This is a genomic window from Glaciihabitans arcticus (assembly GCF_004310685.1).
GTDB lineage: Bacteria > Actinomycetota > Actinomycetes > Actinomycetales > Microbacteriaceae > Conyzicola > Conyzicola arctica.
Map to the genome: position 1 here is coordinate 1 of NZ_SISG01000001.1, position 24,340 is coordinate 24,340.

23 protein-coding genes are annotated in these 24,340 nt (G+C 67.0%); 15 read left to right on the top strand and 8 right to left on the bottom strand.

Translation table 11 applies throughout. The features are described from left to right. Positions 1–508: HNH endonuclease signature motif containing protein (locus tag EYE40_RS00005; protein WP_130980016.1), on the top strand; the 508-nt coding region annotated here is incomplete at its 5' end. Between the two features lie 116 nt (positions 509–624). Here the strand turns inward: EYE40_RS00005 and EYE40_RS00010 are convergent. Genes EYE40_RS00010 through sdhC form a run of 4 tightly spaced genes read right to left on the bottom strand, consistent with a single transcriptional unit; the run spans position 625 to position 4,093 of the window. Next, complete coding sequence (locus EYE40_RS00010; protein ID WP_130980017.1) at positions 625–1,386, bottom strand: succinate dehydrogenase iron-sulfur subunit; 762 nt, start codon at positions 1,384–1,386, stop codon at positions 625–627. Next, on the bottom strand, positions 1,387–3,204 hold the full coding sequence (gene sdhA / locus EYE40_RS00015; protein ID WP_130980018.1) for a succinate dehydrogenase flavoprotein subunit: 1,818 nt from the start codon (positions 3,202–3,204) through the stop codon (positions 1,387–1,389). Between the two features lie 5 nt (positions 3,205–3,209). Further along, positions 3,210–3,656 (bottom strand): succinate dehydrogenase hydrophobic membrane anchor subunit, encoded by a 447-nt coding sequence (locus tag EYE40_RS00020; protein WP_130980019.1) that lies wholly within the window; start codon positions 3,654–3,656, stop codon positions 3,210–3,212. Positions 3,657–3,658: 2 nt separating this feature from the next. Then, positions 3,659–4,093, bottom strand: coding sequence for a succinate dehydrogenase, cytochrome b556 subunit (gene sdhC, locus EYE40_RS00025; protein ID WP_130980020.1), 435 nt, complete (start codon positions 4,091–4,093; stop codon positions 3,659–3,661). 182 nt (positions 4,094–4,275) lie between these two features. On the opposite strand from sdhC, the gene EYE40_RS00030 reads away from it, so the two are divergent. The 11 genes from EYE40_RS00030 to EYE40_RS00080 all read left to right on the top strand — a co-directional run bounded on the left by EYE40_RS00030 (position 4,276) and on the right by EYE40_RS00080 (position 15,411). Further along, positions 4,276–5,397, top strand: a complete 1,122-nt coding sequence (locus EYE40_RS00030) for a mannose-1-phosphate guanylyltransferase (RefSeq protein ID WP_130980021.1) — start codon at positions 4,276–4,278, stop codon at positions 5,395–5,397. Between the two features lie 17 nt (positions 5,398–5,414). After that, positions 5,415–6,380, top strand: a complete 966-nt coding sequence (locus tag EYE40_RS00035; RefSeq protein WP_130980022.1) for a nucleoside hydrolase — start codon at positions 5,415–5,417, stop codon at positions 6,378–6,380. A 144-nt stretch (positions 6,381–6,524) separates the two neighbouring features. Then, a complete protein-coding gene (locus EYE40_RS00040; RefSeq protein WP_161972321.1) occupies positions 6,525–7,601 on the top strand; it encodes a BMP family lipoprotein in 1,077 nt (358 codons plus the stop codon). Positions 7,602–7,741: 140 nt separating this feature from the next. Continuing rightward, positions 7,742–9,241 carry an ABC transporter ATP-binding protein gene (locus tag EYE40_RS00045; protein WP_130980024.1) on the top strand — a complete coding sequence of 500 codons (1,500 nt, stop codon included), beginning with the start codon at positions 7,742–7,744 and terminating at the stop codon, positions 9,239–9,241. Beyond that, positions 9,238–10,536, top strand: coding sequence for an ABC transporter permease (locus EYE40_RS00050; protein WP_130980025.1), 1,299 nt, complete (start codon positions 9,238–9,240; stop codon positions 10,534–10,536). The genes EYE40_RS00045 and EYE40_RS00050 overlap by 4 nt, the downstream gene beginning before the upstream one ends. Next, on the top strand, positions 10,533–11,834 hold the full coding sequence (locus EYE40_RS00055; protein WP_240034647.1) for an ABC transporter permease: 1,302 nt from the start codon (positions 10,533–10,535) through the stop codon (positions 11,832–11,834). The genes EYE40_RS00050 and EYE40_RS00055 overlap by 4 nt, the downstream gene beginning before the upstream one ends. A gap of 3 nt (positions 11,835–11,837) precedes the next feature. Then, positions 11,838–12,257: a cytidine deaminase gene (locus EYE40_RS00060; protein ID WP_130980026.1), complete on the top strand. Its 420-nt coding sequence runs from the start codon at positions 11,838–11,840 to the stop codon at positions 12,255–12,257. A gap of 9 nt (positions 12,258–12,266) precedes the next feature. Then, the gene (locus EYE40_RS00065) at positions 12,267–13,556 is read left to right on the top strand and encodes a thymidine phosphorylase (protein WP_130980027.1); all 1,290 of its coding nucleotides are present in this window, start codon (positions 12,267–12,269) and stop codon (positions 13,554–13,556) included. A gap of 18 nt (positions 13,557–13,574) precedes the next feature. Beyond that, the gene (locus tag EYE40_RS00070; RefSeq protein WP_130980028.1) at positions 13,575–14,687 is read left to right on the top strand and encodes an adenosine deaminase; all 1,113 of its coding nucleotides are present in this window, start codon (positions 13,575–13,577) and stop codon (positions 14,685–14,687) included. A gap of 2 nt (positions 14,688–14,689) precedes the next feature. Continuing rightward, positions 14,690–15,142 (top strand): PTS sugar transporter subunit IIA, encoded by a 453-nt coding sequence (locus EYE40_RS00075; RefSeq protein WP_130980029.1) that lies wholly within the window; start codon positions 14,690–14,692, stop codon positions 15,140–15,142. Next, complete coding sequence (locus tag EYE40_RS00080; RefSeq protein WP_130980030.1) at positions 15,139–15,411, top strand: PTS sugar transporter subunit IIB; 273 nt, start codon at positions 15,139–15,141, stop codon at positions 15,409–15,411. The genes EYE40_RS00075 and EYE40_RS00080 overlap by 4 nt, the downstream gene beginning before the upstream one ends. 12 nt (positions 15,412–15,423) lie before the next feature. Here EYE40_RS00080 and EYE40_RS00085 read toward each other — a convergent pair whose 3' ends face one another. Both EYE40_RS00085 and EYE40_RS00090 read right to left on the bottom strand, forming a co-directional pair. Further along, entirely contained in the window at positions 15,424–17,085 is a 1,662-nt protein-coding gene (locus EYE40_RS00085) for a phospho-sugar mutase (RefSeq protein WP_130980031.1), read from the bottom strand. Continuing rightward, a complete protein-coding gene (locus EYE40_RS00090) occupies positions 17,082–17,909 on the bottom strand; it encodes a purine-nucleoside phosphorylase (RefSeq protein ID WP_130980032.1) in 828 nt (275 codons plus the stop codon). Before EYE40_RS00090 ends, EYE40_RS00085 begins: the two co-directional genes overlap by 4 nt. A 66-nt stretch (positions 17,910–17,975) precedes the next feature. On the opposite strand from EYE40_RS00090, the gene EYE40_RS00095 reads away from it, so the two are divergent. Then, entirely contained in the window at positions 17,976–19,412 is a 1,437-nt protein-coding gene (locus EYE40_RS00095; RefSeq protein ID WP_130980033.1) for an NAD(P)H-quinone dehydrogenase, read from the top strand. 170 nt (positions 19,413–19,582) lie between these two features. Beyond that, a complete protein-coding gene (locus EYE40_RS00100; protein ID WP_130980034.1) occupies positions 19,583–20,551 on the top strand; it encodes a hypothetical protein in 969 nt (322 codons plus the stop codon). 77 nt (positions 20,552–20,628) lie between these two features. On the opposite strand, the gene EYE40_RS00105 is transcribed toward EYE40_RS00100, so the two are convergent. Together EYE40_RS00105 and EYE40_RS00110 are read right to left on the bottom strand one after the other, a co-directional pair. Next, positions 20,629–22,377, bottom strand: a complete 1,749-nt coding sequence (locus tag EYE40_RS00105; RefSeq protein WP_130980035.1) for an acetyl/propionyl/methylcrotonyl-CoA carboxylase subunit alpha — start codon at positions 22,375–22,377, stop codon at positions 20,629–20,631. 80 nt (positions 22,378–22,457) lie between these two features. After that, a complete protein-coding gene (locus EYE40_RS00110; RefSeq protein ID WP_130980036.1) occupies positions 22,458–23,087 on the bottom strand; it encodes a Maf family protein in 630 nt (209 codons plus the stop codon). A 22-nt stretch (positions 23,088–23,109) separates the two neighbouring features. Between EYE40_RS00110 and EYE40_RS00115 the strand changes: the two genes are divergently transcribed. Continuing rightward, positions 23,110–24,339, top strand: a complete 1,230-nt coding sequence (locus tag EYE40_RS00115; RefSeq protein WP_130980037.1) for a class I SAM-dependent RNA methyltransferase — start codon at positions 23,110–23,112, stop codon at positions 24,337–24,339. Position 24,340: the final 1 nt, after the last annotated feature.

A 24,340-nucleotide genomic window follows, 5' to 3' on the forward strand; every position in this document is an offset into this window, starting at 1 on the left:
TGGACCGGTGGTGAAGATTCTCGTGGCCGCTGAGTCGCTCGACACCCGCACCGGTCACGCCCGGATCGAGGGCTCACCGACGCCGGTGTCCGTGCAGACGGCGGAACGTTTGGCGTGCACCGGCACCACCGTCCCGATCCTGTTCGACAGCGCCGGTCAGATCCTCGACCTCGGACGGGAACAGAGACTATTCACCAAACGACAAAAACAGGCCCTCGCCGCCCGGGACGGTGGCTGCATGTGGCTCGGCTGCGACCGACCCGCCTGCTGGACCGAAGCCCACCACATCGACCACTGGGCACGAGACGGCGGCGCAACTGACACCGCCGACGGCATGCTGCTCTGCAAACACCATCACCTGTTGCTCCACAACAACCACTGGGAGATCCTCCGCACCGGCGCCGAATACTGGCTGGTTCCGCCCCCGGACATCGACCCCGACCAGACCCCCATCCTCCTGCGCTCAAAAAGCGCCGCCCTCACCGAACTATTAGCGAGAGCACGATGACCGGCGCCAGCCCGCCCACCGCGCGGCGCGAGCAGGGAATCCCGGCGTGGTTTCGTTCATGTAAAAAAGCGGCGCCCGGATCAACCGGACGCCGCTCTCAAGAAATCAGCTGCTGACTAGGCCTTGCCGCGCATGATCGCCTGCTTGACCTCGGCGATCGCCTGCGTGACCTGGATGCCACGCGGGCAGGCCTCGGAGCAGTTGAAGGTCGTACGGCAACGCCACACGCCCTCCTTGTCGTTGAGGATATCCAGACGAACGCCTGCACCCTCATCGCGGGAGTCGAAGATGAAGCGGTGAGCGTTCACGATTGCGGCCGGACCGAAGTACTGGCCGTCCGTCCAGAACACGGGGCAGCTCGAAGTGCACGCAGCGCAGAGGATGCACTTGGTGGTGTCATCGAAGCGAGCGCGCTCCACGGGGGACTGCTTGCGCTCCTTGCCATCCTTCGTGCCGCCCGACGCCATCAGGAACGGGTTGATCTGACGGTACGACTCGAAGAACGGCTCCATGTCGACGATGAGGTCCTTCTCCAGCGGAAGACCCTTGATGGCTTCCACGTAGATGGGCTTCGTGATGTCGAGATCCTTGATGAGCGTCTTGCAGGCGAGACGGTTGCGTCCGTTAATGCGCATCGCGTCAGAACCGCAGATGCCGTGCGCACACGAGCGACGGAAGGTGAGCGAGCCGTCCTGCTCCCACTTGATCTTGTGGAGCGCATCCAGAATGCGGTCGGTCCCGTACACCTCGACGTCGAAGTCCTGCCAGCGCGGCTCCTCATCCACATCCGGGTCAAATCGACGAATGATGAGTGTTGCCGTGAAGGTCGGGATCTCCTCCGGAACGGAGGGCCGGTTCTCGAGAACTGCGTTGCTCATTTAGTACTTTCTCTCCATCGGCTGGTACCGCGTGATGACCACGGGCTTGGTGCTGAGGCGAATGTGGTCTCCGGCGTCCGTCGAATGGGCGTCGCCGGCGAGGTACGCCATCGTGTGCACCATGAAGTTGGCGTCGTCGCGATCGGGGTAGTCCTCGCGGAAGTGGCCGCCGCGGCTCTCCTTGCGGCTCATCGCCGAGTAGACGACGACCTCCGCGAGGTCGAGCAGGAAGCCGAGCTCGACAGCCTCGAGCAGATCGGTGTTGAAGCGCTTGCCCTTGTCCTGCACGGCGATGTTCTTGTAACGCTCGCGAAGACCCTCGATCACCTTGGTGACCTCGATGAGGCTCTCCTCGGTGCGGAAGACCTGGGCGTTGCGGTCCATCGAGTCCTGCAGCTCCTTGCGGATCAGTGCGATCTTCTCGGTACCGGTGGAGTCGCGCAGCATGGACAGGAGTTCGCGGATGCCGCGAGCCGGGTCATCCGGAAGCGCGGTGAATTCGGCGGTCTTCACGTACTCGACCGCATTCTTGCCGGCACGCTTGCCGAACACGTTGATGTCGAGCAGCGAATTCGTGCCCAAGCGGTTCGAGCCGTGCACCGAGACACACGCGCACTCGCCGGCCGCATAGAGGCCGGGCACGACCGTCGTGTTGTCGCGCAGCACTTCGGCGGCGACGTTCGTCGGAATGCCGCCCATCGCGTAGTGCGCGGTCGGCAGCACGGGAACGGGCTCCGTGTACGGCTCGACACCCAGATAGGTGCGGGCGAACTCGGTGATATCAGGAAGCTTCGCGTCGATGACGGCCGGCTCGAGGTGCGTGATGTCGAGGTAGACGTAGTCCTTGTTGGGTCCACCGCCGCGACCCTCGCGAATCTCGGTCGCCATGCAGCGCGCGACGATGTCACGCGGGGCGAGGTCCTTGATGGTGGGGGCGTAGCGCTCCATGAACCGCTCACCCTCGCTGTTGCGCAGGATCGCTCCCTCGCCGCGGGCGGCCTCCGAGAGGAGGATGCCGAGCCCGGCCAGGCCGGTCGGGTGGAACTGGAAGAACTCCATGTCCTCGAGGGGGAGGCCCTTACGCCAGATGATGCCAACGCCGTCACCGGTGAGGGTGTGCGCGTTCGACGTCGTCTTGTAGATCTTTCCGAAGCCGCCGGTAGCGAAAATGATCGCCTTGCCCTGGAAGACGTGCAGCTCGCCCGTCGACAGCTCGTACGCGACGACGCCCGAGGGCTGGTCGATACCATCGACCTTGGTCATCACGAGGTCGAGCACGTAGTACTCGTTGAAGAAGTTGATTCCCAGGCGTACACAGTTCTGGTACAGCGTCTGGAGGATCATGTGCCCGGTGCGGTCGGCGGCATAGCACGCACGACGAACCGGGGTCTTGCCGTGGTCGGCCGTGTGGCCGCCAAAGCGGCGCTGGTCGATCTTGCCATCGGGCGTGCGGTTGAAGGGCAGGCCCATGTTCTCGAGGTCGATGACCGCGTCGATGGCCTCCTTCGCGAGGATCTCGGCCGCATCCTGGTCGACGAGGTAGTCGCCACCCTTGACGGTGTCGAAGGTGTGCCACTCCCAGTTGTCTTCCTCGACGTTGGCGAGGGCCGCAGCCATGCCGCCCTGCGCCGCACCGGTGTGCGAGCGGGTCGGGTAGAGCTTCGAGATCACGGCGGTCGACGCGTGCGGCCCGGCCTCGATGGCCGCCCGCATTCCCGCGCCGCCGGCTCCGACGATCACGATGTCGTGCTGGTGGTAGTGCACGCCGTCGATGACGGCGCCATCCTCAATCTCGGTGGTGCCGAGTGCGATACCCATTGCGGCTACCTGGCCGGGCAGAAGCTCGGGAGCAGTTCGGCGGGGCCGACTGCGGGGCAGGGGTCAAACGTGTAGATCACAAGGGTTCCCAGCAATAGAAGGACGATGGTCGATCCGGCGATCGCGCCCAGGAGGATGCGGCGCACGATCGGCTTTGACGCGTAGTCGTTGACGAGGGTGCGCATGCCGTTCGCGCCGTGGATCAGGGCCAGCCAGAGCAGCAGGGTGTCCCAGACGATCCAAAACGGGTCGGCGAGCTTGCCGGCCACGAACGCGAAGTCGATAGCCTTGACGCCTTCACCGGCGACGAGGTTGACGAACAGGTGACCGAAGATCAGCACGAGCAGCACCACACCGCTTGCGCGCATATAGATCCAGCCCCACTTCTCCCAGTTGACCCGGCGGGCCCGGGGCTGCGGTGCCTTGCTGCGGGGAGCATCGATTGTCGTCATCATCAACCTCCGAAGATGTGCATCAGTTGGCGGGGGATGAAGCCGGCGAGCAGCACGATCCACAGCGCGATCACGATGTAGAACATGAGCTTCTGGTGTTTGGTGCCGACACTCCAGAAGTCGATGAGGATGATCCGCAGCCCGTTCAGGCCGTGCAGCCCGATCGCGGCAACGAGTGCGATCTCGCCGAGGCCCATGATCGGCGTCTTGTACGTGCCGATCACGGCGTTGTACGCCTCGGGGCTGAGCCGCACGAGGGAGGTGTCGAGGATGTGCACGAGGAGGAAGAAGTAGATGGCGACACCCGTAATACGGTGCAGCACCCACGACCACATGCCTTCGCGGCCTCGGTACAGGGTGCCCGCGGGACGCCGGGGTGCCTTGATAGTCGGAACGGCGCGCTTCTGCGCCAGGGTTTCAGCCGTTTCGTTCGGCACGTACCCTCCTCGCGGATGATTTCGGACCGCTGGGCTAAGGCGCCGCGGCCGGTGGCTGTTCGGTCATCGAACGCTGTCCAGTCTATTCCGCGCGGCTAGGGATTTCCGGTCAGGCTTACCTAACTAGCTCGACCTCAAGATACTTTCAGGCCCAAAACTGCGCGCGGTCTACAGTGGGGGCCATGGCCTCACCCCTCGTCAGCCTCGACAACTTCTACAGTGTGATCCCCGCCGGCGGTATCGGCTCCCGCCTGTGGCCGCTGTCGCGCGCCGATGCTCCCAAGTTCCTGCACGACCTCACCGGGTCCGGCCAGACCCTGCTGCGCGACACCTGGGATCGGCTCGCCCCGCTCTCCGGTGAGGAGCGCGTCATGGTGGTCACCGGCCGCGCCCACCGCGCCGCCGTCGAGAAGGAATTGCCCTCACTCGCCGACCACAACGTCGTGCTCGAGAGTGAGCCCAAGGATTCCTCCGCCGCGATCGGCCTGGCAGCCGCGATCCTGCAGAAGCGCGAGCCGAACGTCATCATCGGATCTTTTGCTGCGGACCACGTCATCCGGGACACAAGAGGTTTCACGCGCGCCGTGCGACAGGCGGTCGCCGCGGCGAACGCGGGCTACATCGCCACGATCGGCGTCACCCCGACCGAGCCGGCGATCGGATTCGGCTACATTCACTGCGCGGGTCCGCTCGAGATCGACGGTGCTCCCGGCGCGGTCGTCGTCGACAGCTTCGTCGAGAAGCCGGATGCCGCGACCGCACAGCGCTACCTCGACGACGGCGACTACCTGTGGAACGCAGGCATGTTCATCTCCCGGGCCGACGTGCTGCTGGAAGCACTCGGCAAGTCGCAGCCCGAGCTGCTGGCGGGCCTGCTCGAACTTGCCGACGCGTGGGACACCCCGGCGCGCGGCGCCATCGTGGACAAGATCTGGCCGGGCCTTACGAAGATCGCGATCGACTACTCGGTGGCGGAGCCGGCCGCGAAGGCCGGCCGCCTCGCCGTCATCCCGGGCGACTTCGACTGGGACGACGTGGGCGACTTCGCCTCGATCGCCAAGCTGCACTCGGGCGGGCGCAAGAAGGACCTCGCGATCCTCGGCGAGAACGCCCGCGTGCTCGCCGATGCCTCGAGCGGTGTCGTCATCAGCCAGACCAACCGGCTGATCTCGCTCATCGGCGTGACCGACATCGTCGTCGTCGACACCCCCGACGCGCTCCTCGTGACCACGAGCGCGAACGCCCAGCGGGTGAAGGCCGTCGTCGACGCGCTCAAGCTGTCGGGAAGAACCGACATTCTGTAGCTGGCATCCTTATGGGTATGACCACCCGCATCCCCATGATCATTGACACCGACACCGCACAGGACGACTGCGTCGCCCTCCTCGTCGGGCTCCTCGACCCGCTCGCCGACCTGCGTGCCATCACGATGGTGGCCGGCAATGTGGGCTTCGAACGCCAGGTGCTGAACGCGTGGATGACGCTGAGCGTGGCTGGCCGTCTCGGCGAGGTGCCCGTGTACCTCGGTTGCCGTCGTCCGATGGTGCGCGAGTGGGTGTCCGCCGAGAACGTGCACGGCGACGGCGCGGGCGGGCTGAGCATGGACTTCGAGGGGCTCGAACCCGAGCCGCAGCACGGTGTCGACGCGCTCATCGAGCTGGCGGCGGCATCCCCGGGTGAAGTCAGCATCGTCTGCATCGGACCGCTCACCAATATCGCGATGGCCGCTGTGAAGGACCCGGCGTTCGTGTCCAACGTCAAGTCGCTCTTCATCATGGGCGGCTCGAACAACGCCCGCGGCAACATCACCGCCGCCGCCGAGTACAACTTCTACGTCGACCCCGAGGCCGCGAAGACGGTCTTCGAGGCAGGCTTCGACATCACCGTTGTGCCGTGGGCACCGCTCACCCTGCGCGATGCGGTGTTCTCGCGCGAGAAGATCGCGGAGATCGGTGCGCTCGGCACCCCACTCGGCAGCTTCTTCAAGCGCGTCGTCTCGACGACCCTTGACTTCGACGAGAGCGTGGGCATTCCCGGCTCCACCCACCCCGACTCGCTCACCGCGGCCGTGCTGCTGCACCCCGAGCTCGTAACCGCCGAGGCGAACTTCGCCGTCGACATCGAGACCGGCTCAGAACTCACCAGGGGCTACTCCGCGATGTCGTGGGGAGTGCACGGCCTGGCGGAGAACGCCCGGGTCATCGAGGCCGTGGATGCCGCCGGCTTCGCCGGCTACCTGACCGATCTGTTCTCGAAGCAGACCACGCCCTCGCGAAAACTGGCCTGAGGGTTTCCGTCCCGTTACGTCTGTGTCCCAGATGTGTAACGTCTGGCTTGGCCGGGGTTTTTCATACCAGCGATAGCCGTAACAATATGTAATCTGGTTCCAACCGCCCCGGCGTCGCCTGGGCTCGCATCTGGAGGAAATCTAGTGAACGTAATCACACGCAAGCGTGGACTGGCAGGCCTCGCGCTTGTCGGCGCCGCAACTCTCGTTCTGGCCGGCTGTGCAGCAGCACCCGAGGAGGAGACCTCAGCACCCGAGGTCGACTTCACCGGTTGCGCAGTCTCCGATGAGGGCAGCTGGAACGACAAGTCGTTCAACGAGGCAGCGTACGAGGGCCTGACCACCGCGAAGGACGACCTCGGCATCAAGACCGCCGACGCCGAGTCGCAGACCACCGAAGACTTCGCCCCGAACCTCGACGAGATGGTTGCCGCGAACTGCGACGTCATCTTCGCCGTCGGCTTCAACCTCATCGACGCCGTCAACGCAGCAGCTGTTGCCAACCCGGACTCGAACTTCGTCACGATCGACGGCTTCGTCGCCGACCCCGCGACCACCAACCTCAAGGCCGTGCAGTACTCGATGAACCAGTCGAGCTACCTCGCCGGTTACCTCGCCGCTGGCTACAGCACCACCAAGGTCGTCGGAACCTACGGCGGACTCCAGATCGACGCCGTCACCGACTTCATGAGCGGCTTCTACTACGGTGCGAAGGCCTACGAGAAGGACTCCGGCACGCCGGTCAAGGTTCTCGGCTGGGACCCCACCGCAGCGACCCCGAGCGGTGACTTCACCGATGGATTCGGCGACACCGAGGGTGCGAAGAGCATCTCGGCCGGCCAGATCGCACAGGATGCAGACGTTCTGTTCCCCGTCGCCGGTGGCCTGTTCTCCGCTTCGTCGGAGGCCATCAACGAGTCCGGCAAGGACGTCGTCTTCATCGGTGTCGACAAGGACATCGCCGTGACGAGCCCCGAGTACGCCGACCAGGTCCTGACCTCGGTTGAGAAGCGTATGACCACGGCTGTCTACGACATCATCAAGGAGCTCGTCGACGGCGCAGCCTTCGACGGCAAGTCCTACGTCGGAACCCTCGCCAACGAGGGCACCGACCTGGCCGACTTCGGTTCGTTCGATGACAAAATCGACGCTGACCTGAAGACGAAGCTCGACGAGATCAAGGCTGGCATCATCGACGGATCCATCGACCCGCTCGCGTAACCAGCAATACAGCACGAAGTAACGTCGCCGGGGTGGCCATGGGCCGCCCCGGCGATGTTCGTCACAGCCCACACACTCTCGCCCCCGCCTCACCACAAAGATGTGGCACTAGAGCGGATAACTGGCAGAATTCGAAGACAATGAAACTTGAACTCCGTGGCATCACCAAGCGTTTCGGTGCGCTTGTGGCCAATGATCACATCGACCTCACGATCGAGCCGGGTGAGATCCACTGCCTGCTCGGCGAGAACGGTGCCGGCAAGTCCACCCTCATGAACGTGCTCTACGGCCTGTACAAGGCCGACGAGGGTGAGATCCTGCTCGACGACCATGTCATCCACTTCAACGGCCCCGGCGACGCGCTCGCCGCCGGCATCGGCATGGTGCACCAGCACTTCATGCTGATCCCCGTGTTCACGGTCGCCGAGAACGTGATGCTCGGCCACGAGCCCGTCAAGGGCGGCGTTGTGCTCGACCTGCCGACGGCCCGCACCCTGGTGCGCGAGATCTCCGACCGCTTCGGCTTCGAGATCGACCCCGACGACCTGGTCGAGAACCTGCCGGTCGGCGCACAGCAGCGCGTCGAGATCATCAAGGCTCTCGCCCGTGACGCGAAGGTTCTCGTGCTCGACGAGCCGACCGCCGTGCTCACCCCGCAGGAGACCGACGAGCTCATGGTCATCATGAAGCAGCTCGCGGCATCCGGTACATCAATCGTCTTCATCACTCACAAACTGCGCGAGGTGCGCGAGGTCGCCGACCGCATCACGGTCGTGCGTCTCGGCAAGATCGTCGGCACAGCCGACCCGTCATCCTCGACCACCGAACTCGCCTCGCTCATGGTGGGCCGCACCGTCGACCTGACCGTCGAGAAGGACGCCCCGAAACTGGGCGCCGAGTCGTTCGTGGTCAGCAACCTGACGGTTCTGGATGCAACAGGCCACCGTCTCCTCGACGACGTCAGCTTCACCATCCGCGAGGGCGAAGTGCTCGCGATCGCGGGAGTCCAGGGCAACGGCCAGACCGAGCTGACCGAGGCGATCCTCGGCCTTCGTACGGGCGTACGCGGAAGCGTGACCCTCGACGGACGCGAGCTCGTCGGCGCCTCGGTGCGTGACAGCCTCGACGCCGGCATCGGGTTCGTGCCCGAGGACCGCAAGAAGGACGGCCTCGTTGCCGAGTTCTCGGTCGCCGAGAACCTCATGCTCGACCGCAGCGTGGGGGAGCCCTTCGCGAAGGGCCTCAACATCCGCTTCGACTACCTCGAGGAGTTCGCCGACAAGGCGATCGAGGAGTTCGACATCCGCACCCAGGGTGCGACGACCCTGGCAGGCCGCCTCTCCGGTGGAAACCAGCAGAAGGTGGTGCTCGCGCGGGAACTGTCGCGCGACCTGCGCCTGCTGATCGCCTCGCAGCCCACCCGCGGCCTCGATGTCGGATCCATCGAGTTCGTGCACGATCGCATCATCGCGACGCGCGACTCCGGCATCCCGGTGCTCATCGTGTCGACCGAGCTCGACGAGGTGCTCGGCCTCGCGGACCGGATCGCCGTGATGTACCGCGGACGCATCGTCGGAATCGTCACCCCCGACACCACACGCACCCGCCTCGGCGAGATGATGGCAGGAATCGAAGCATGAGCAAGAACGACAAGGCGACGGTCGTGCCGTCGACCGACCCGGCCATCGACCCGGTCGCCAACCCGATCGTCGACCCCGACACGGAGCAGCCGCGCTGGCGCGGGGTGATGCTCGACATCCTTTCGGGTAGCCCGCTGCGCACCGTGCTCGCGATCGTCTCCGCGTTCGTGATCGGTGCGATCCTCATCGTTCTGACCAACGAGGAGTTCATCGAGGCCTCCGGCTATATCTTCTCCCGCCCCTCCGACGCGTTCCGCGCCGCAGGCAGCGCGGTCGGTGACGCCTACGGCGCGCTATTCCGCGGTTCCATCTACAACTTCAACGCGAACGATTTCATCGGCGGCATCCGACCCTTCACCGAGACCCTGCGTCTCGCGAGCCCGCTCATCGCGGCGGGCCTCGGCATCGCGCTGAGCTTCCGGGTCGGCATGTTCAACATCGGTGGCCAGGGCCAGCTGCTGTTCGGTGCGGGCTTCGCGGCCTTCGTCAGCTTCCAGCTGCACCTGCCGTTCCCGATCCACCTGCTCGTCGCGATCATCATCGGTATTCTCGCCTCGGCCGCGTTCGGCAGCCTCGTGGGCTTCCTCAAGGCCAAGACGGGTGCGCACGAGGTGATCGTCACGATCATGCTCAACTACATCGCGCTGTACCTGCTCACCTACGTGATGCGCACGCCGATCCTGCAGGACCCGGTCGCCGGTGGAACGCCGAAGACCCTTGCGCCGGACGAGAGCGCGCAGTTCCCGCTGCTGCTTGGTGACAGCTTCGCGCTGCACTGGGGATTCCCGCTCGTCATCGGTGCGACCTTCCTGTTCTGGTGGCTTATGGAGCGCTCGACGCTCGGCTACCGCTTCCGCGCCGTCGGCCTCAACCCGAACGCCGCGCGCACCGCGGGCATCAACGTCAACACCGTCTACATCCTCGCGATGGCGATTTCGGCGGCCTTCGTCGGTCTCGCCGGCGTCAACCAGGCGCTCGGTCGCTCGGCCGGCTTCACGCCGAACATCGACTCCGGTATCGGGTTCGACGCGATCACCGTTGCGCTTCTCGGTGGCTCCAACGCGCTGGGTGTGTTCCTGGCCGGCATCCTCTTCGGTGCAATGAAGGCCGGTGGCCCCGCCATGCAGGTCGCCGACGTCGCACCCGAGCTGCTCGGTGTGGTGCAGGGACTCATCGTGCTCTTCATCGCGGCGCCGCCCCTCGTGCGCGCCGTCTTCCGCCTTCCCGCAGCAACGACCAAGATTCCGGGTGCCCGTGGCAGAGCCCGCGCCCTGAAGAAAGCGGTAGAGAAGTGAACGCCCTCGCCACAGCTCCCGGAGCCACTCCGTCGCCCGTGACCACCGCCGTGCAGTCGATCACGGATGTCCCGCGCCACTGGAAGACGACGATCGTGCTTGGCCTGCTCGCCGTCGTCGCGCTCGTGTTCTTCGGAATCCTCGGCGACGACCGTGAGTCGATCGTCGTCTGGTCGGGTGCCGGCGACGCGATCGTGCTGCCGGACCTGCCGGTCACATCGAAGATCGTCTGTCTCGTGCTCGGCCTGGCGCTCGTGATCCTCGCCGGCCTCTCGGCCTGGTACACGATCGGCCGCCGCAAGGTGCCGCTCTGGATCATCATCGTCTTCGCCGGCCTGTTCATCACCGCGCTCGTGCTGTGGACGGGCGCGGGCTCGAAGGTGCCCGTCGTCTTCCTGCTGACCGGATCGATCGCGCTGGCCACCCCGGTGGTGTTCGGCGCCCTCGCGGGTGTCATCGGTGAGCGCGTGGGTGTCGTCAACATCGCGATCGAGGGACAGCTGCTCGCCGGCGCCTTCGTCTCCGCGGTCGTTGCGACGGTCACCGGCAACCTTATGCTCGGCCTCGTCGCAGCTCTGATCGGTGGCGCTCTCGTCTCGCTGGTGCTCGCCGCCTTCTCGATCAAGTACCTCGTCGACCAGGTGATCGTGGGTGTGGTGCTCAACACCCTCGTGATCGGAATCACGAACTTCTTCTACGCCGCCGCCCTCAGCGACAACTCGAAGGAGCTCAACTTCCCGGGAACCCTGCCGTTCCTGCCGATCCCGCTGCTGTCGGACATCCCGGTGCTCGGTGACGTGTTCTTCAACCACCGCATCACGACGTACCTCATGTTCATCCTCGTGCCGCTGGTCTGGTTCATCCTGTTCAAGACCCGCATCGGCCTGCGCCTGCGCGCCGTCGGCGAGCACCCGCTCGCCGCCGACACCGTCGGCATCAACGTCAACCGCACCCGCTTCTGGAGCGTCACCCTCGCCGGCATGATCGCCGGACTCGGTGGCGCCGCCCTGACGCTCGGCTCGGTCGGCGCGTTCGTGCGGGAGATGTCGGCGGGCCAGGGCTTCATCGCCCTCGCCGCGGTGATCCTCGGTCGCTGGAACCCGTGGCTCACGACCCTCGCCGCCCTGCTGTTCGGCTTCTCGAAGCAGTTCCGCATCTTCGCCGGCCAGACCGGTTCGTCGATTCCGCCGGACCTGATCGCCATGGTGCCCTACCTCGTCACCCTCGTCGCTGTTGCCGGCCTCGTGGGTCGCGTCGTCGGCCCCGCGGCGTCGGGCAAGCCCTACGTGAAGCAGTAATTCATGACTGAAATCGATTGGGATGCCCTGCGCCTCGCCGCCAACGAGGCGATGCACAAGTCGTACTCGCCGTACTCGAAGTTCCCCGTGGGAGCTGCCGCCCTCGTGGACGACGGCCGAGTCGTCAGCGGATGCAATGTCGAGAACGCGTCCTACGGCGTGGGCCTCTGCGCCGAGTGCGCCCTCGTCTCGAGTCTCGCGATGACGGGTGGCGGCAAACTCGTCGCCTTCACCTGCGTGGACGGCCTCGGCAACGTGCTCATGCCGTGCGGCCGCTGCCGCCAGTTGCTCTATGAATTCTCGGCCGAGGGCATGATCCTCGAGACCGTCTCCGGATTCAGGACCATCGACCAGGTGCTGCCCGACGCGTTCGGTCCGCGCCAGCTCGACGCTTACGCAGCAAGCACCGCCGCAGCCAACTAAGGAAAACCCATGGCCATCGAGCCCTTCGACGTCGTCGACCTCATCCGCACCAAGCGCGACAGGGGTGCGCTGAGCACCGACCAGATCAACTGGCTGATCGACGCCTACACGCGCGGCTACGTCGCCGACGAGCAGATGTCGGCCATGACCATGGCGATCTTCCTCAACGGAATGGAGCGCACCGAGATCCGCGACCTCACCCTCGCGATGATCGCGAGCGGCGAGACCATGAGCTTTGAGACGCTCAGCAAGAAGACCACCGACAAGCACTCGACGGGCGGGGTGGGCGACAAGATCACCCTTCCGCTCGCGCCGTTGGTCGCCTCGTTCGGCGTCGCGGTTCCCCAGCTCTCGGGCCGCGGGCTCGGCCACACGGGCGGCACCCTCGACAAGCTCGAAAGCATTCCGGGATGGCGGGCATCCATCAGCAACGAAGAGTTCTACCGCCAGCTCGAAGAGGTGGGCGCGGTGATCTGTGCCGCCGGCTCCGGCCTCGCCCCGGCCGACGGCAAGCTGTACTCGCTGCGCGACATCACCGGAACCGTCGAGTGCATCCCGCTCATCGCGTCGTCGATCATGAGCAAGAAGATCGCGGAGGGCACGGCGGCGCTCGTGCTCGACGTGAAGTTCGGCTCGGGTGCGTTCCTGCAGGATCCGGCGCGCGGCCGCGAACTGGCCGAGACCATGGTGCAGCTCGGCAAGGACGCCGGCGTCGACACGGTCGCCCTGCTCACCAACATGAACGTGCCGCTCGGCCTCGCCATCGGCAACGCCAACGAGGTGCGCGAATCGGTGGAGGTGCTCGCCGGTGGCGGCCCCGCCGACGTCGTCGAGCTCACTGTGGCCCTCGCGAGAGAGATGCTCGAGCTGGCCGGTGTGCACGACGCCGACGTCGAGGGCGCGCTCAAGAACGGCCAGGCGATGGACACCTGGCGCGCCATGATCAGCGCGCAGGGCGGCGATCCGGATGCCGCTCTCCCGGTCGCCCGCGAGACGCACGTCGTTGTGGCTGAGACCGACGGTGTGCTCGTCGAGCAGCACGCCCTCCCGTTCGGCATCGCCGCCTGGCGGCTCGGTGCTGGCCGCGCGCGCAAGCAGGATCCCGTACAGCACTCGGCGGGCATCGACCTGCACGTGAAACCGGGTGAGACGGTTACCGCTGGGCAGCCCCTGTTCACGCTCAGCGCGGACGAGCCGGAGCGCTTCGTGCGCGCCCTCGAGGCGCTCGAGGGCTCCTACCGGATCGGCAACGCCGAGGAGTTCGAGAGCGCGCCGCTCATCGCGGGGCGCATCTCCTAGCTGCAGTAGATTGGGAGCATGACCACCGTTACCGAGGACTACGTGCTGCCCGGTGGCACCACGGCCATCCGCACACTGCCCAAGATCTCGCTGCACGACCACCTCGACGGTGGACTGCGCCCCCAGACGATCATCGATCTCGCAGCCACGATCGGATACGAGCTGCCGACGACCGACGCCGTCGAACTCGGCGAGTGGTTCTCCACACAGTCCGACAGCGGCTCGCTCGTGGAATACCTGAAGGCCTTCGACGTGACCACGGCCGTTATGCAGACTAAGGAAGGCCTCACCCGCGTCGCCCGCGAGTTCGTGCAGGACCTCGGCTCCGACGGCGTCATCTACGGCGAGATCCGGTGGGCGCCCGAGCAGCACGTCGCGCGCGGACTCACCCTCGACGAGACGGTCGAAGCGGTGCAGGCCGGCCTCGACGCGGGCGTCGAGGACGTGCGTGCAACCGGTGCGAGCATCCGCGTCGGCCAGCTGATCAGCGCCATGCGTCACGCTGACCGTGGTCTCGAGATCGCCGAGCTGGCGGTGCGTCACCGCGACAACGGCGTGGTCGGATTCGACATCGCCGGCGCCGAGGCGGGCTTCCCGGCGGGCAACCTGCGCGACGCCTTCGACTTCCTCGCGCACAACTACCTCCCGGCCACCGTGCACGCTGGCGAGGCCGACGGCCTCGAGAGCATCAAGGGCGCCCTGTTCGACGGTCGCGCCCTGCGCCTCGGTCACGGCGTGCGTCTCGCCGAAGACATCACCGTAGAGAGCGAAGACGAGGAGGGCAGCTACGTCGTGCTCGGCCCGGTCGCCCAGTGGGTGAAGGATCGCGAGATCGCCCTCGAGCTCGCACCCTCGTCGAACCTGCAGACCAACGCGTGGGGCACCGAACTGCACGAGCACGCGTTCGACCTGCTCTACCAGCTCGGCTTCCGGGTGACCGTCAACACCGACAACCGCCTGATGAGCAACACGAGCCTCTCGCGCGAGCTGTTCCAGCTCGCCGAGACCTTCGGCTACGACCTCGACGACCTGCAGGTCTTCCAGCTCAACGCGGCAGCCGCAGCCTTCCTTCCGCTCGAGGACCGCGAGGACCTGGCCGACCAGATCAGCGCCGGATTCGAGAGTGCATAACCGTGCCGATTCCTCCGCTTCCCGCTGACGCGATCCAGCTCGGCGCCGCGGCGTCGACCTGGCGCGATGCAGTGCGGCTCGCGGGGAACGCCCTCGTGCGTTCCGGTTCGGCGACGCCCGCGTACGCGGACGAGATGATCCGGATGATCGAGGAGCACGGCCCGTATGTCGTGATCGCCCCCGGGCTCGCGCTCGCGCACGCTCGCCCCGGACCCGCCGTGCTCGCGGACGGGCTGGCGATCGTCACCCTCGCGGAACCGGTGTCGTTCGGGCATCCTCATAACGACCCGGTGCGGATCGTGCTGGCCCTCGCCATCGCCGCGGGAGGCGATCACCTCGGTGCTGTCGCCTCGCTCGCGAATGTCTTTAATGATTCGGATGCGATCGACGCTCTCGCCCACGCCACCACCGTCGACGAGGTGCAGGCGATCATGAACGCGGGTGAGGCGGCGTGAAGATCGTCACCATCTGCGGCGCCGGCATCGGCAGCAGCGGCATCCTCAAAGTCAACACCGAGCGTGTGCTCAAGAAGCTGGACATCGAGGCGACGGTCACCGCCGTGGACCTCGACTCGCTTGCGGACATCGCTCGGGATGCGCAGGTCATCCTCACCTCTGCGGAATTCGTCGAGGCGATCGGGCAGACCTTTGCGGACGTCATAGTGATCGAGAACTACTTCGACACCCAGGAGCTGACCTCGAAGCTCGAGGCGGCGCTGGGCTAGGCTCGCCCGGTTTCAGACCACCAGCACGCGCATCGCGGCGTCGAGTTCGTCGACCATCGCCTGGGCCTGCTCGATGCGCTCGGCGGGGGTGCCCTCGGCGCTGGTCGCGTCGATGTAGACCTTGAGCTTCGGCTCGGTGCCGCTCGGGCGCACGATCACCCGGGCGTTGCCCTGCAGGTGGATGCGCAGGATGTCCCCGGCCGGGAACAGGCCGAAGCCCTTCTCGAAGTCGTCGATGCGGTCGACGGTGACGCTGCCGATAACGGTGGGCGGCGCGGCACGCAGGCCGGCCATGATGCGCGGGATCTCGGCGAGATCGGCGACCCGGATCGAGATCTGCGACGACGCGAAGGCGCCGAACTTCTCGGCGAAGGCGAGCTCGTGGGCAGGCAGGCTGGATCCCGCGGCCTTGAGCTCAGCGGCGAGGGCGAGGAACTCGACGGCGGCGGAGATGCCGTCCTTGTCGCGCACCTTGGCGGGGTCGACGAGATAACCGAGGGCCTCCTCGTAGCCGTAGGCGAGGTCGTCGACCCGGGAGACCCACTTGAAACCGGTAAGGGTCTCGGTGAAGGTGAGGCCGTAGGCGTTCGCGACGGCGCCGAGGGCGGGGGAGGAGACGATCGAGGCGGCGAGCGTGCCGCGCTCTCCCGATCCGGCGAGACGCTCGGCGGCGCGCCAGCCGAGCAGGTAACCGACCTCGTTGCCGCTCAGCCGTCGCCAGCTGCCGTCTGCATCGGGGATGGCGATCGCGAGGCGATCGGCGTCGGGGTCGTTGGCGACGACGATGTCGGCACCGACCTCCGCGGCCTTCGCGAGCGCCAGATCGAGTGCGCCGGGCTCCTCGGGATTCGGGAAGGCGACGGTCGGAAAGTCGGGGTCGGGCTCGATCTGCTCGGCGACGACGACCGGTGCGTTGAAGCCGGCGTCGGCGAGTACACGCTGCGCCGTCTCCCACCCGACGCCGTGCATGGCCGTGTAGACGATCCTCAGCGGTGTCACCCCAGCGGGCGCGAGGGCCGCGGTCTGGCGCACGTACTCGTCAAGTACTTCCTCGCCGGCGATCTCGTAATCGGTCGCCCTGGGCAGGTCGAGAACGCTTGAGGATGACGCCACCCGCTCGATCTGCTCCGCGATGGCCGCGTCCGCCGGGGCGACGATCTGCGAGCCACGGTCGGCGTCGCCCAGGTAGACCTTGTAACCGTTGTCCGCGGCCGGGTTGTGGCTTGCGGTGACCATCACACCGGCGCTCACGCCGAGGTGCCGCACGGCGAACGCGAGAACGGGGGTGGGCAGCAGGCGCGGCAGCAGGATCGCACGGATACCCGCCCCCTGGAAGATCTCGGCCGTGTCCTTCGCGAAGACCTGCGAATTGTGGCGGCCGTCGTAGCCGATAACCGCGCTCGGAGTCTCGCCACGCTCAAGCAGGTAGGCGGCGAATCCCGCGGCGGCCTGGGCCACGAGCACGCGGTTCATCCGGTTCGGCCCGGCCCCCAGCTCGCCGCGCAGTCCGGCTGTGCCGAACTCGAGCCGTGTCTCGAAGCGGTTGCGCAGGTCGGCGATGGCGTCGGCATCCCCGGACTCGGCGTTGCCCAGGACGGTTTCCAGCTCAGCGCGGGTGACGTCATCAGGGTCCTGAGCGATCCAGGCGCGGGCCTCCGCTGAGAAGTCACTCACAGCTCGGCCACGATCTTCGCGAGCATGGCACCGATGGTCGCCTCGGCGTCGCGACCGGCCTCGATGACCTCCTGGTGGCTGAGCGCCGTCGGCGAGATGCCCGCCGCGAGGTTGGTGATGAGGGACAGGCCGAGGATCTCCATTCCGGCCTGGCGGGCGGCGATCGCCTCGAGTGCCGTCGACATGCCGACGATGTGTCCGCCGATCGCCTTGGCCATCTGCACCTCGGCCGGGGTCTCGTAGTGCGGTCCGCGGAACTGCACGTACACGCCCTCGTCGAGTTCGGGCGAAACGGAGCGCGCGACATCCCGAAGGCGCTTCGTGTAGAGGTCGGTCAGGTCGATGAAGGTGGCGCCCTCGAGCGGGGAATCGCTCGTCAGGTTGATGTGGTCGCTGATCAGTACGGGGGTGCCGGGCTTCCAGCTCTCGCGGATACCACCGGCGCCGTTCGTGAGGATCATCGTCGTCGCGCCGGTCGCGGCAGCGGTGCGCACCGAGTGCACGACCCGGCGTACGCCGTGGTTCTCGTAGTAGTGGGTGCGGGCACCGATCACGAGGGCGCGCTTGCCGTTCGGCAGCAGCACGGAGCGAAGGGTTCCGACGTGGCCCTCGAGGGCGGGCTTGCTGAAGCCGGTGATCTCGGTGGCCGGCACGGTGGCCGTCGTCTCGCCGATCAGGTCGGCGGCTTTCGCCCAGCCGCTGCCGAGCGTGAGGGCGATGTCGTGGTGCTCGACACCGGTCTTCTCGGCGATGTCCGCGGCGGCCTGGGCGGCTATCGCGAAGGGATCGGCGGCGGGGTCGTCCAGGGGGTGCGTCGTTGACATCCCCCAACTCTATTCGTGCCACGGCCCAGCGCGCGGAGCACCCGGCAAACCTGCGAGAATTGCTCCATGGCCTACGAATTCGAGCGCAAACAACGGATTGCAATCCTCGGCGGGGGTCCCGGCGGCTACGAAGCCGCCCTCGCGGGAGCCCAGCTCGGCGGCGAGGTCACCCTCGTCGAGCGCACCGGTGTCGGCGGGTCGGCCGTGCTCACCGATGTCGTTCCCTCGAAGACCCTCATCGCGACGGCCGAGGCCACCAACGCGATCGGTGAGGCAGCGGACCTCGGCGTACAGTTCTTCACCCGCGGCGAGAGTGGCCGCCCCGTTCGCCCCGAAGTCACCGTCAACCTGGCCGCAGTGAATGCCCGCCTGCTGCGCCTCGCGCGCCAGCAGTCCGAAGACATGAAGAGCCAGCTCATCAAGGCCGGCGTGCGCATCGTTCAGGGCGAGGGGCGTCTCGACGGCCCGAACAAGATCGTCGTCGCCACTGGTCGTGGCAAGGCCGGCACCGACTTCGACGAGATCGAGGCCGACACCATCGTGATCTCCGTCGGCGCCTCCCCGCGCGAGCTCGACACCGCCAAGCCCGACGGCGAGCGCATCCTGACCTGGACCCAGCTCTACACGCTCGACACCACCCCCGAGCACCTCATCGTCGTCGGATCCGGTGTGACCGGTGCCGAGTTCGCCTCCGCCTACACGGCGCTCGGCTCCAAGGTCACGCTGATCTCATCCCGCGACCAGGTGCTGCCCGGTGAGGACGCCGACGCCGCGCGCGTCATCGAGGACGTCTTCACCCGCAACGGCATGACCGTGCTCTCCAAGAGCCGCGCCGAGTCAGTGACCCGCACCAAGACCGGGGTGGTCGCCACACTCTCCGACGGTCGCACCGTCGAGGGCAGCCACTGCCTGATGGCGGTCGGCTCGATCCCCAACACCGCTGGGCTCGGGCTGGAAGAGGCGGGCGTGCAGATGACGGAGAGCGGGCACATCCGCGTCAATCGCGTCGCACGCACCTCGGTGCCCTCGATCTATGCGGCGGGGGACTGCAGCGACTTCCTGCCCCTCGCGTCGGTGGCCTCCCAGCAGGGGCGCACGGCCGTCTTCCATGCGATGGGGGATGCAGTCAATCCCACCGAGTTGCGCAACGTGACATCCAACATCTTCACGCAGCCCGAGATCGCGACCGTCGGCTGGACGCAGAAGCAGATCGAGGACGGCATCGCCCAGGGCGAGATCTACAAGCTGCCGCTGTCGTCGAACCCGCGGGCCAAGATGATGGGCATCAAGGACGGCTTCGTGAAGTTGTTCGCGCGCACCGGCTCGGGCACCGTCATCGGCGGGGTCATCGTGGCGCCGCACGCCTCGGAGCTGATCTCGACCATCGCGATCGCGGTGGAACACCGCCTCACCGTCGACCAGCTCGCGCGCGCGTTCACCGTCTACCCCTCACTCACCGGCAGCATCACGGATGCCGCCCGGGCAATGCACATCGTCAACTAGCGCGCTCGCATCCGCGCGGGCTATTTCTCACCGCGCGGGCATGGACTACCGCAGTCCGTTGGCAAACAGCCGCGCTGATCGGCTTTTCAGCGGGATGCGCGGAGCGCTTGTTGTCCACAGATTCGGCATCCCGGCTCAGGTTCCCTTTCGGGCGGCGCAACTATGGGCCGATGAACACCGTCGACGCAGCGGTCATCCGCGCCACTCCGGTTCTCACCGCGCACTGCATCTCTCCCGGGGATCGCGCACGGGTTGGCGCCGCCGCGCGATCCGGAACCCTCGTGTGCGTCACTCGCGGCGCCTACCTGCCTCGCGACCTGTGGGAGCCGCTGAAGGAGGATGCCCAACACCGGGTTCGGGTGCTCGCCGCGGCGGATGTGCAGGCGGCCCGGGGTGCGCCGCCGATAGTGGCGTCGCACCTCTCGGCGGCGGCGCTGTGGCGTCTGCCCTGGGGTGGGATCTGGCCCACCACCGTGCACGTTGCCTGTGACGCGAGCGCCGGAGGGCGATCAAACAAGTCTGTGGTGCGCCACGTTACTGGCGTGCCCGACGGGCTCGAACTGATCGACGGTCTTCGGGTCGTGGGTCTCGGACATACTGTCACCGCCGTAGCGGCAACGTCGGGCTTCCGCGAGGCGGTGGTGCTGGCCGATGCGGCTCTGCGTCGCACCGAGCATCCGGTCGAGGGGTTGCCGCGTACTCTTCTCAGCGCCGAAAGCCTGGGTGTGCTTCAGGCAGAACTCCCCCTCCGTCACGGCTCCGCGCGCGCACGGGCCGTAGCGGCCTTCGCGTCGGGACTCGCGGATCGCCCGGGTGAGTCACATAGCCGGGTGAGCATGCGATTCGCTCGGATCCCGATGCCGGAACTTCAGGTGGAGTTGCGCGGGGCCAGCGGACGACGCTATTTCGCCGACTTCTGGTGGGAGGAGTTCAACCACATCGGGGAGTTCGATGGGAAAAGCAAGTACGTCGATCCCCAGTTCCTGCGTGGCCGCACTCCGCATCAAGTGCTCCTCGACGAGAAGTATCGCGAGGACGACCTCAGAGCGGCCGGGCACGGCTTCAGCCGCTGGGGTTGGCAGACGGCACTTTCGCCCCGTCTGCTCGCCGACCAGCTGCGTCGGGCTGGCATCCCGTAATCGATGCAGGGTTTTGCGAACCGGGCGCGACCATCCCGAGCCGCGCGGTGAGCAAAAGCCAGCGCGGATGCGGCGCGCTACGAGATGTTGAGCAGCAGGTGCCCCGACGAGACCGTCGCACCCACCGACGCGTTCACGCCGGTGATAGTGCCGTCCTTGTGGGCGGTGATCGGCTGCTCCATCTTCATGGCCTCGAGCACGAGGATCAGGTCGCCCTTGACGACGACATCGCCCTCAGCGACGGCGAGCTTGACGATGGTGGCCTGCATCGGTGCCTTCACCGAGTCGCCGGTCACAGTCGACACGGCACCGCCGCCGCGACGCTTCGGGGCGGCCGCGTTGGCGACACTCCCGGTCGCGGGCAGCAGCTTCGTGGGCAGCGATACCTCGATGCGCTTGCCCTCGACCTCGACGACGACGCTGTGGCGGGATGCCGCGGCCGCCGAATCCTGCAGCGACCCGCTCCACGGCTCGATGTCGTTGTCGAAGTCGGTCTCGATCCAGCGGGTGTACACCGAGAACGGGTTGGACGTGAAAGCAGGGTCCCTCACGATCTTGCGGTGGAAGGGCAGCACGGTGGGCAGGCCCGCGACCTCGAACTCGTCGAGGGCACGGCGCGAGCGCTCGAGGGCGTCCTCGCGGGTGGCGCCCGTGACGATGAGTTTGGCGAGCAGAGAGTCGAAGGCGCCGCTGATGACGTCTCCGGTGGTCACGCCGCTGTCGACGCGCACGCCGGGGCCACCGGGGAAGCGCAGCACGTGCACGGGACCGGGGGAGGGCATGAAGTTCAGGCCCGGGTCCTCACCGTTGATACGGAATTCGAAGGAGTGTCCCTGCGGCACGGGGTCGCCGTATTCGAGCTTGCCGCCCTCGGCGAGTCGGAACTGCTCGCGTACGAGGTCGATGCCGGTGACTTCTTCCGAGACAGGGTGCTCGACCTGCAGGCGCGTGTTGACCTCGAGGAAGGAGATGGTGCCGTCCTTGGCGACCAGGAACTCGCAGGTTCCGGCGCCGACGTAGCCCACCTCCTTGAGGATCGCCTTCGACGACGTGTAGAGCGCGAGGTTCTGCTCGTCGGAGAGGAACGGGGCGGGCGCCTCCTCCACGAGCTTCTGGTGGCGGCGCTGCAGCGAGCAGTCGCGGGTGGAGATGACGACGACGTTGCCGAAGGCGTCGGCGAGGCACTGGGTCTCGACGTGGCGCGGTTGGTCGAGGTACTTCTCGACGAAGCACTCGCCGCGACCGAAGGCGGCGATCGCCTCGCGGGTCGCGGACTCGAACAGTTCGGGGATCTCTTCGCGTGTGCGGGCGACCTTGAGTCCGCGTCCGCCACCACCGAAGGCGGCCTTGATGGCGACCGGCAGGCCGTGGATGTCGACGAAGTCGAGCACCTCCTGCGCACCCGACACCGGGTTGAGGGTTCCGGGTGCGAGCGGCGCTCCGACCTTCTCGGCGATGTGCCGCGCGGAGACCTTGTCTCCGAGCTTCTCGATCGCGTCGGGCGAGGGGCCGATCCAGATGAGGCCGGCGTCGATGACGGCGCGGGCGAAGTCGGCGTTCTCGGCGAGGAAGCCGTATCCGGGGTGTACGGCATCGGCGCCGGAGCGGCGGGCGACGGAGAGGATCTTGTCGATGACGAGGTAGGTCTCCGCGGAGGTCGAGCCCTCGAGGGCGTACGCCTCATCGGCGAGCCGCACGTGGCGGGCATCCCGATCCTGGTCGGCGTAGACGGCGACGGCGGCGATCCCGCTGTCTTTCGCGGCGCGGATGACGCGCACCGCGATCTCTCCACGGTTTGCGATCAGGACCTTGGTGATTCGAGCCATAGTTCCCTAGCCTATGGGGCAATCGGGTCCGTCAATTTGGCGAGCCGCTACAAGAAAGGCGCGGCGGCACCTGCGAACAGCTACAAGCCGCGGTTCCACAGGCTGTGCCAGCTCACGTCGAATTCGAGCAACAGGGTGCGCAACAGGGCGACCGAGAGCCCGACGACGGCGTGCGGATCACCGCGCACCTCGCTGATGAACGCGGCCCCGAGGCTGTCAATCGTGAACGCGCCCGCGACTTCGAGCGGCTCCCCGGTGGCGACGTAGGCGTCGATCTCGGCGTCCGTGACATCCGCGAATCGAACGAAGGATGACGACACCCCGCCCACCGCCCCGCGGAACGCCCCGCCCCGGTGGTCGATCAGCCAGTGGCCCGAGTGCAGCTGCCCCTCGCGGCCCCGCTGGGCGAGCCAGCGCTCGCGCGCGACCTCGGGCGTATGCGGTTTTCCGTAGACGACGCCGTCGAGCTCGAAGGCGGAATCCCCGCCCAGGATGAACCCGTCGATGGGTGCGCCGTCGACGGTACGGCCGACGACGGCTTCCGCCTTGAGCTGGGCGAGCAGCTGCACGTGGTCGGTCGGCGCGAGACTTCCTGCGATGGCGACGGCCATCTCCTCGTCGACCGCGGGGTCGATGAGCAGCGGTTCGACGCCGGCCGCGCGAAGCGTCGCGAGGCGGGCGGGGGACGTGGAGGCGAGATAGAGACGCAGCGTGAACTCCTATGCTCGAAGGATGGGTGAGATGCAGGGTAAGACGCTTGAGATCGACGTTACCAACATTGCGCACGGAGGTGTCTCCGTCGCGCGTCACGACGGTCGGGTGATCTTCGTGAGTGACGCGATCCCGGGGGAGCGCGTGAAGGCGCGCATCACCGAGGACTCGAAGAAGTCATTCTGGCGGGCCGAGACCGTGTCCGTCGTGGAGCCGAGCGAGCACCGACGACCGCACGTCTGGGCGGCTGCTTCGCTCGACCGGGTTCCCGAGGAGCGCGCGGGCGGCGCGGAATTCGGGCACATCACCCTCGATCACCAGCGAGAGCTCAAGCGACAGGTGCTCGAGGATTCGATGCAGCGGATGGGCCGCACCACCATCGAGCACACGCCCGTCGAGGGCCTCGAGGGAAGCGACGACGGCACCGGCTGGCGCACCCGCGTGCGCCTGCACGTCGACGAGTACGGCCGCGTCGGCCCGTACGCGGCGCGCTCGCACCGCGTCATCGAGGTCGACGACCTTCCGCTCGCGACCGCGGCGCTGAACGAGGCGGCGCCGCTCCGGCAGCTGTTCGCGGGGGAGGAGCACGTGGACGTGCTCTCGCCGTCCACGGGAGGCGCCCGACTCATCGTGGGCACGCAGAAGCCGACCACCATCACCGAAGTCGTGGGGGAGAGGGAGTTCCGACTGGCCGACTCGGGCTTCTGGCAGGTGCACGAGCATGCGGCATCCACACTCACCACTGCGGTTCAGGAGGCGATCGACGGCGACCGGTTCGACCCGCGCGCCCACAACCTCGACCTGTACGGCGGTGTCGGGCTGCTCGCTGCCGCCGTCGCCGACCGGTTCGGACCAGCCACCCAGATCACGAGTGTCGAGAGCGATTCCGCCGCAACGGATTTCGCCGCGGGCAACCTCGTCGAGTGGATCGGGGCCAACGCGCAGACGGGTCGGGTGGAGCGCTGGGTGCGTGAGCTCGCGGCATCCGCCACTGCCATCGACAAGGGGCGCCTGCGCAACGCGACGATCGTGCTCGACCCGCCCCGTTCGGGCGCCGGCAAGGAGGTCGTGGCGAGCCTCGCCGCCCTCGCCCCCGCGCAGCTGGTCTACGTGGCCTGCGACCCTGTCGCCCTATCGCGGGATGTCGCACTGTTCGCCGAGCGCGGCTACGAGCTCGTGCGGCTCCGCGCTTACGACCTGTTTCCGAACACCCACCACTTCGAGGCGGTCGCCACTCTCGTGCGCAGCTGAG

Coding starts and splice junctions, on each gene's coding strand:
- EYE40_RS00010 (WP_130980017.1), bottom strand. CDS start 1,386: ATGAGCAACGCAGTTCTCGAGAACCGGCCCTCCGTTCCGGAGGAGATC.
- sdhA (WP_130980018.1), bottom strand. CDS start 3,204: ATGGGTATCGCACTCGGCACCACCGAGATTGAGGATGGCGCCGTCATC.
- EYE40_RS00020 (WP_130980019.1), bottom strand. CDS start 3,656: ATGACGACAATCGATGCTCCCCGCAGCAAGGCACCGCAGCCCCGGGCC.
- EYE40_RS00030 (WP_130980021.1), top strand. CDS start 4,276: ATGGCCTCACCCCTCGTCAGCCTCGACAACTTCTACAGTGTGATCCCC.
- EYE40_RS00035 (WP_130980022.1), top strand. CDS start 5,415: ATGACCACCCGCATCCCCATGATCATTGACACCGACACCGCACAGGAC.
- EYE40_RS00045 (WP_130980024.1), top strand. CDS start 7,742: ATGAAACTTGAACTCCGTGGCATCACCAAGCGTTTCGGTGCGCTTGTG.
- EYE40_RS00050 (WP_130980025.1), top strand. CDS start 9,238: ATGAGCAAGAACGACAAGGCGACGGTCGTGCCGTCGACCGACCCGGCC.
- EYE40_RS00060 (WP_130980026.1), top strand. CDS start 11,838: ATGACTGAAATCGATTGGGATGCCCTGCGCCTCGCCGCCAACGAGGCG.
- EYE40_RS00065 (WP_130980027.1), top strand. CDS start 12,267: ATGGCCATCGAGCCCTTCGACGTCGTCGACCTCATCCGCACCAAGCGC.
- EYE40_RS00070 (WP_130980028.1), top strand. CDS start 13,575: ATGACCACCGTTACCGAGGACTACGTGCTGCCCGGTGGCACCACGGCC.
- EYE40_RS00090 (WP_130980032.1), bottom strand. CDS start 17,909: ATGTCAACGACGCACCCCCTGGACGACCCCGCCGCCGATCCCTTCGCG.
- EYE40_RS00095 (WP_130980033.1), top strand. CDS start 17,976: ATGGCCTACGAATTCGAGCGCAAACAACGGATTGCAATCCTCGGCGGG.
- EYE40_RS00100 (WP_130980034.1), top strand. CDS start 19,583: ATGAACACCGTCGACGCAGCGGTCATCCGCGCCACTCCGGTTCTCACC.
- EYE40_RS00105 (WP_130980035.1), bottom strand. CDS start 22,377: ATGGCTCGAATCACCAAGGTCCTGATCGCAAACCGTGGAGAGATCGCG.
- EYE40_RS00115 (WP_130980037.1), top strand. CDS start 23,110: ATGGGTGAGATGCAGGGTAAGACGCTTGAGATCGACGTTACCAACATT.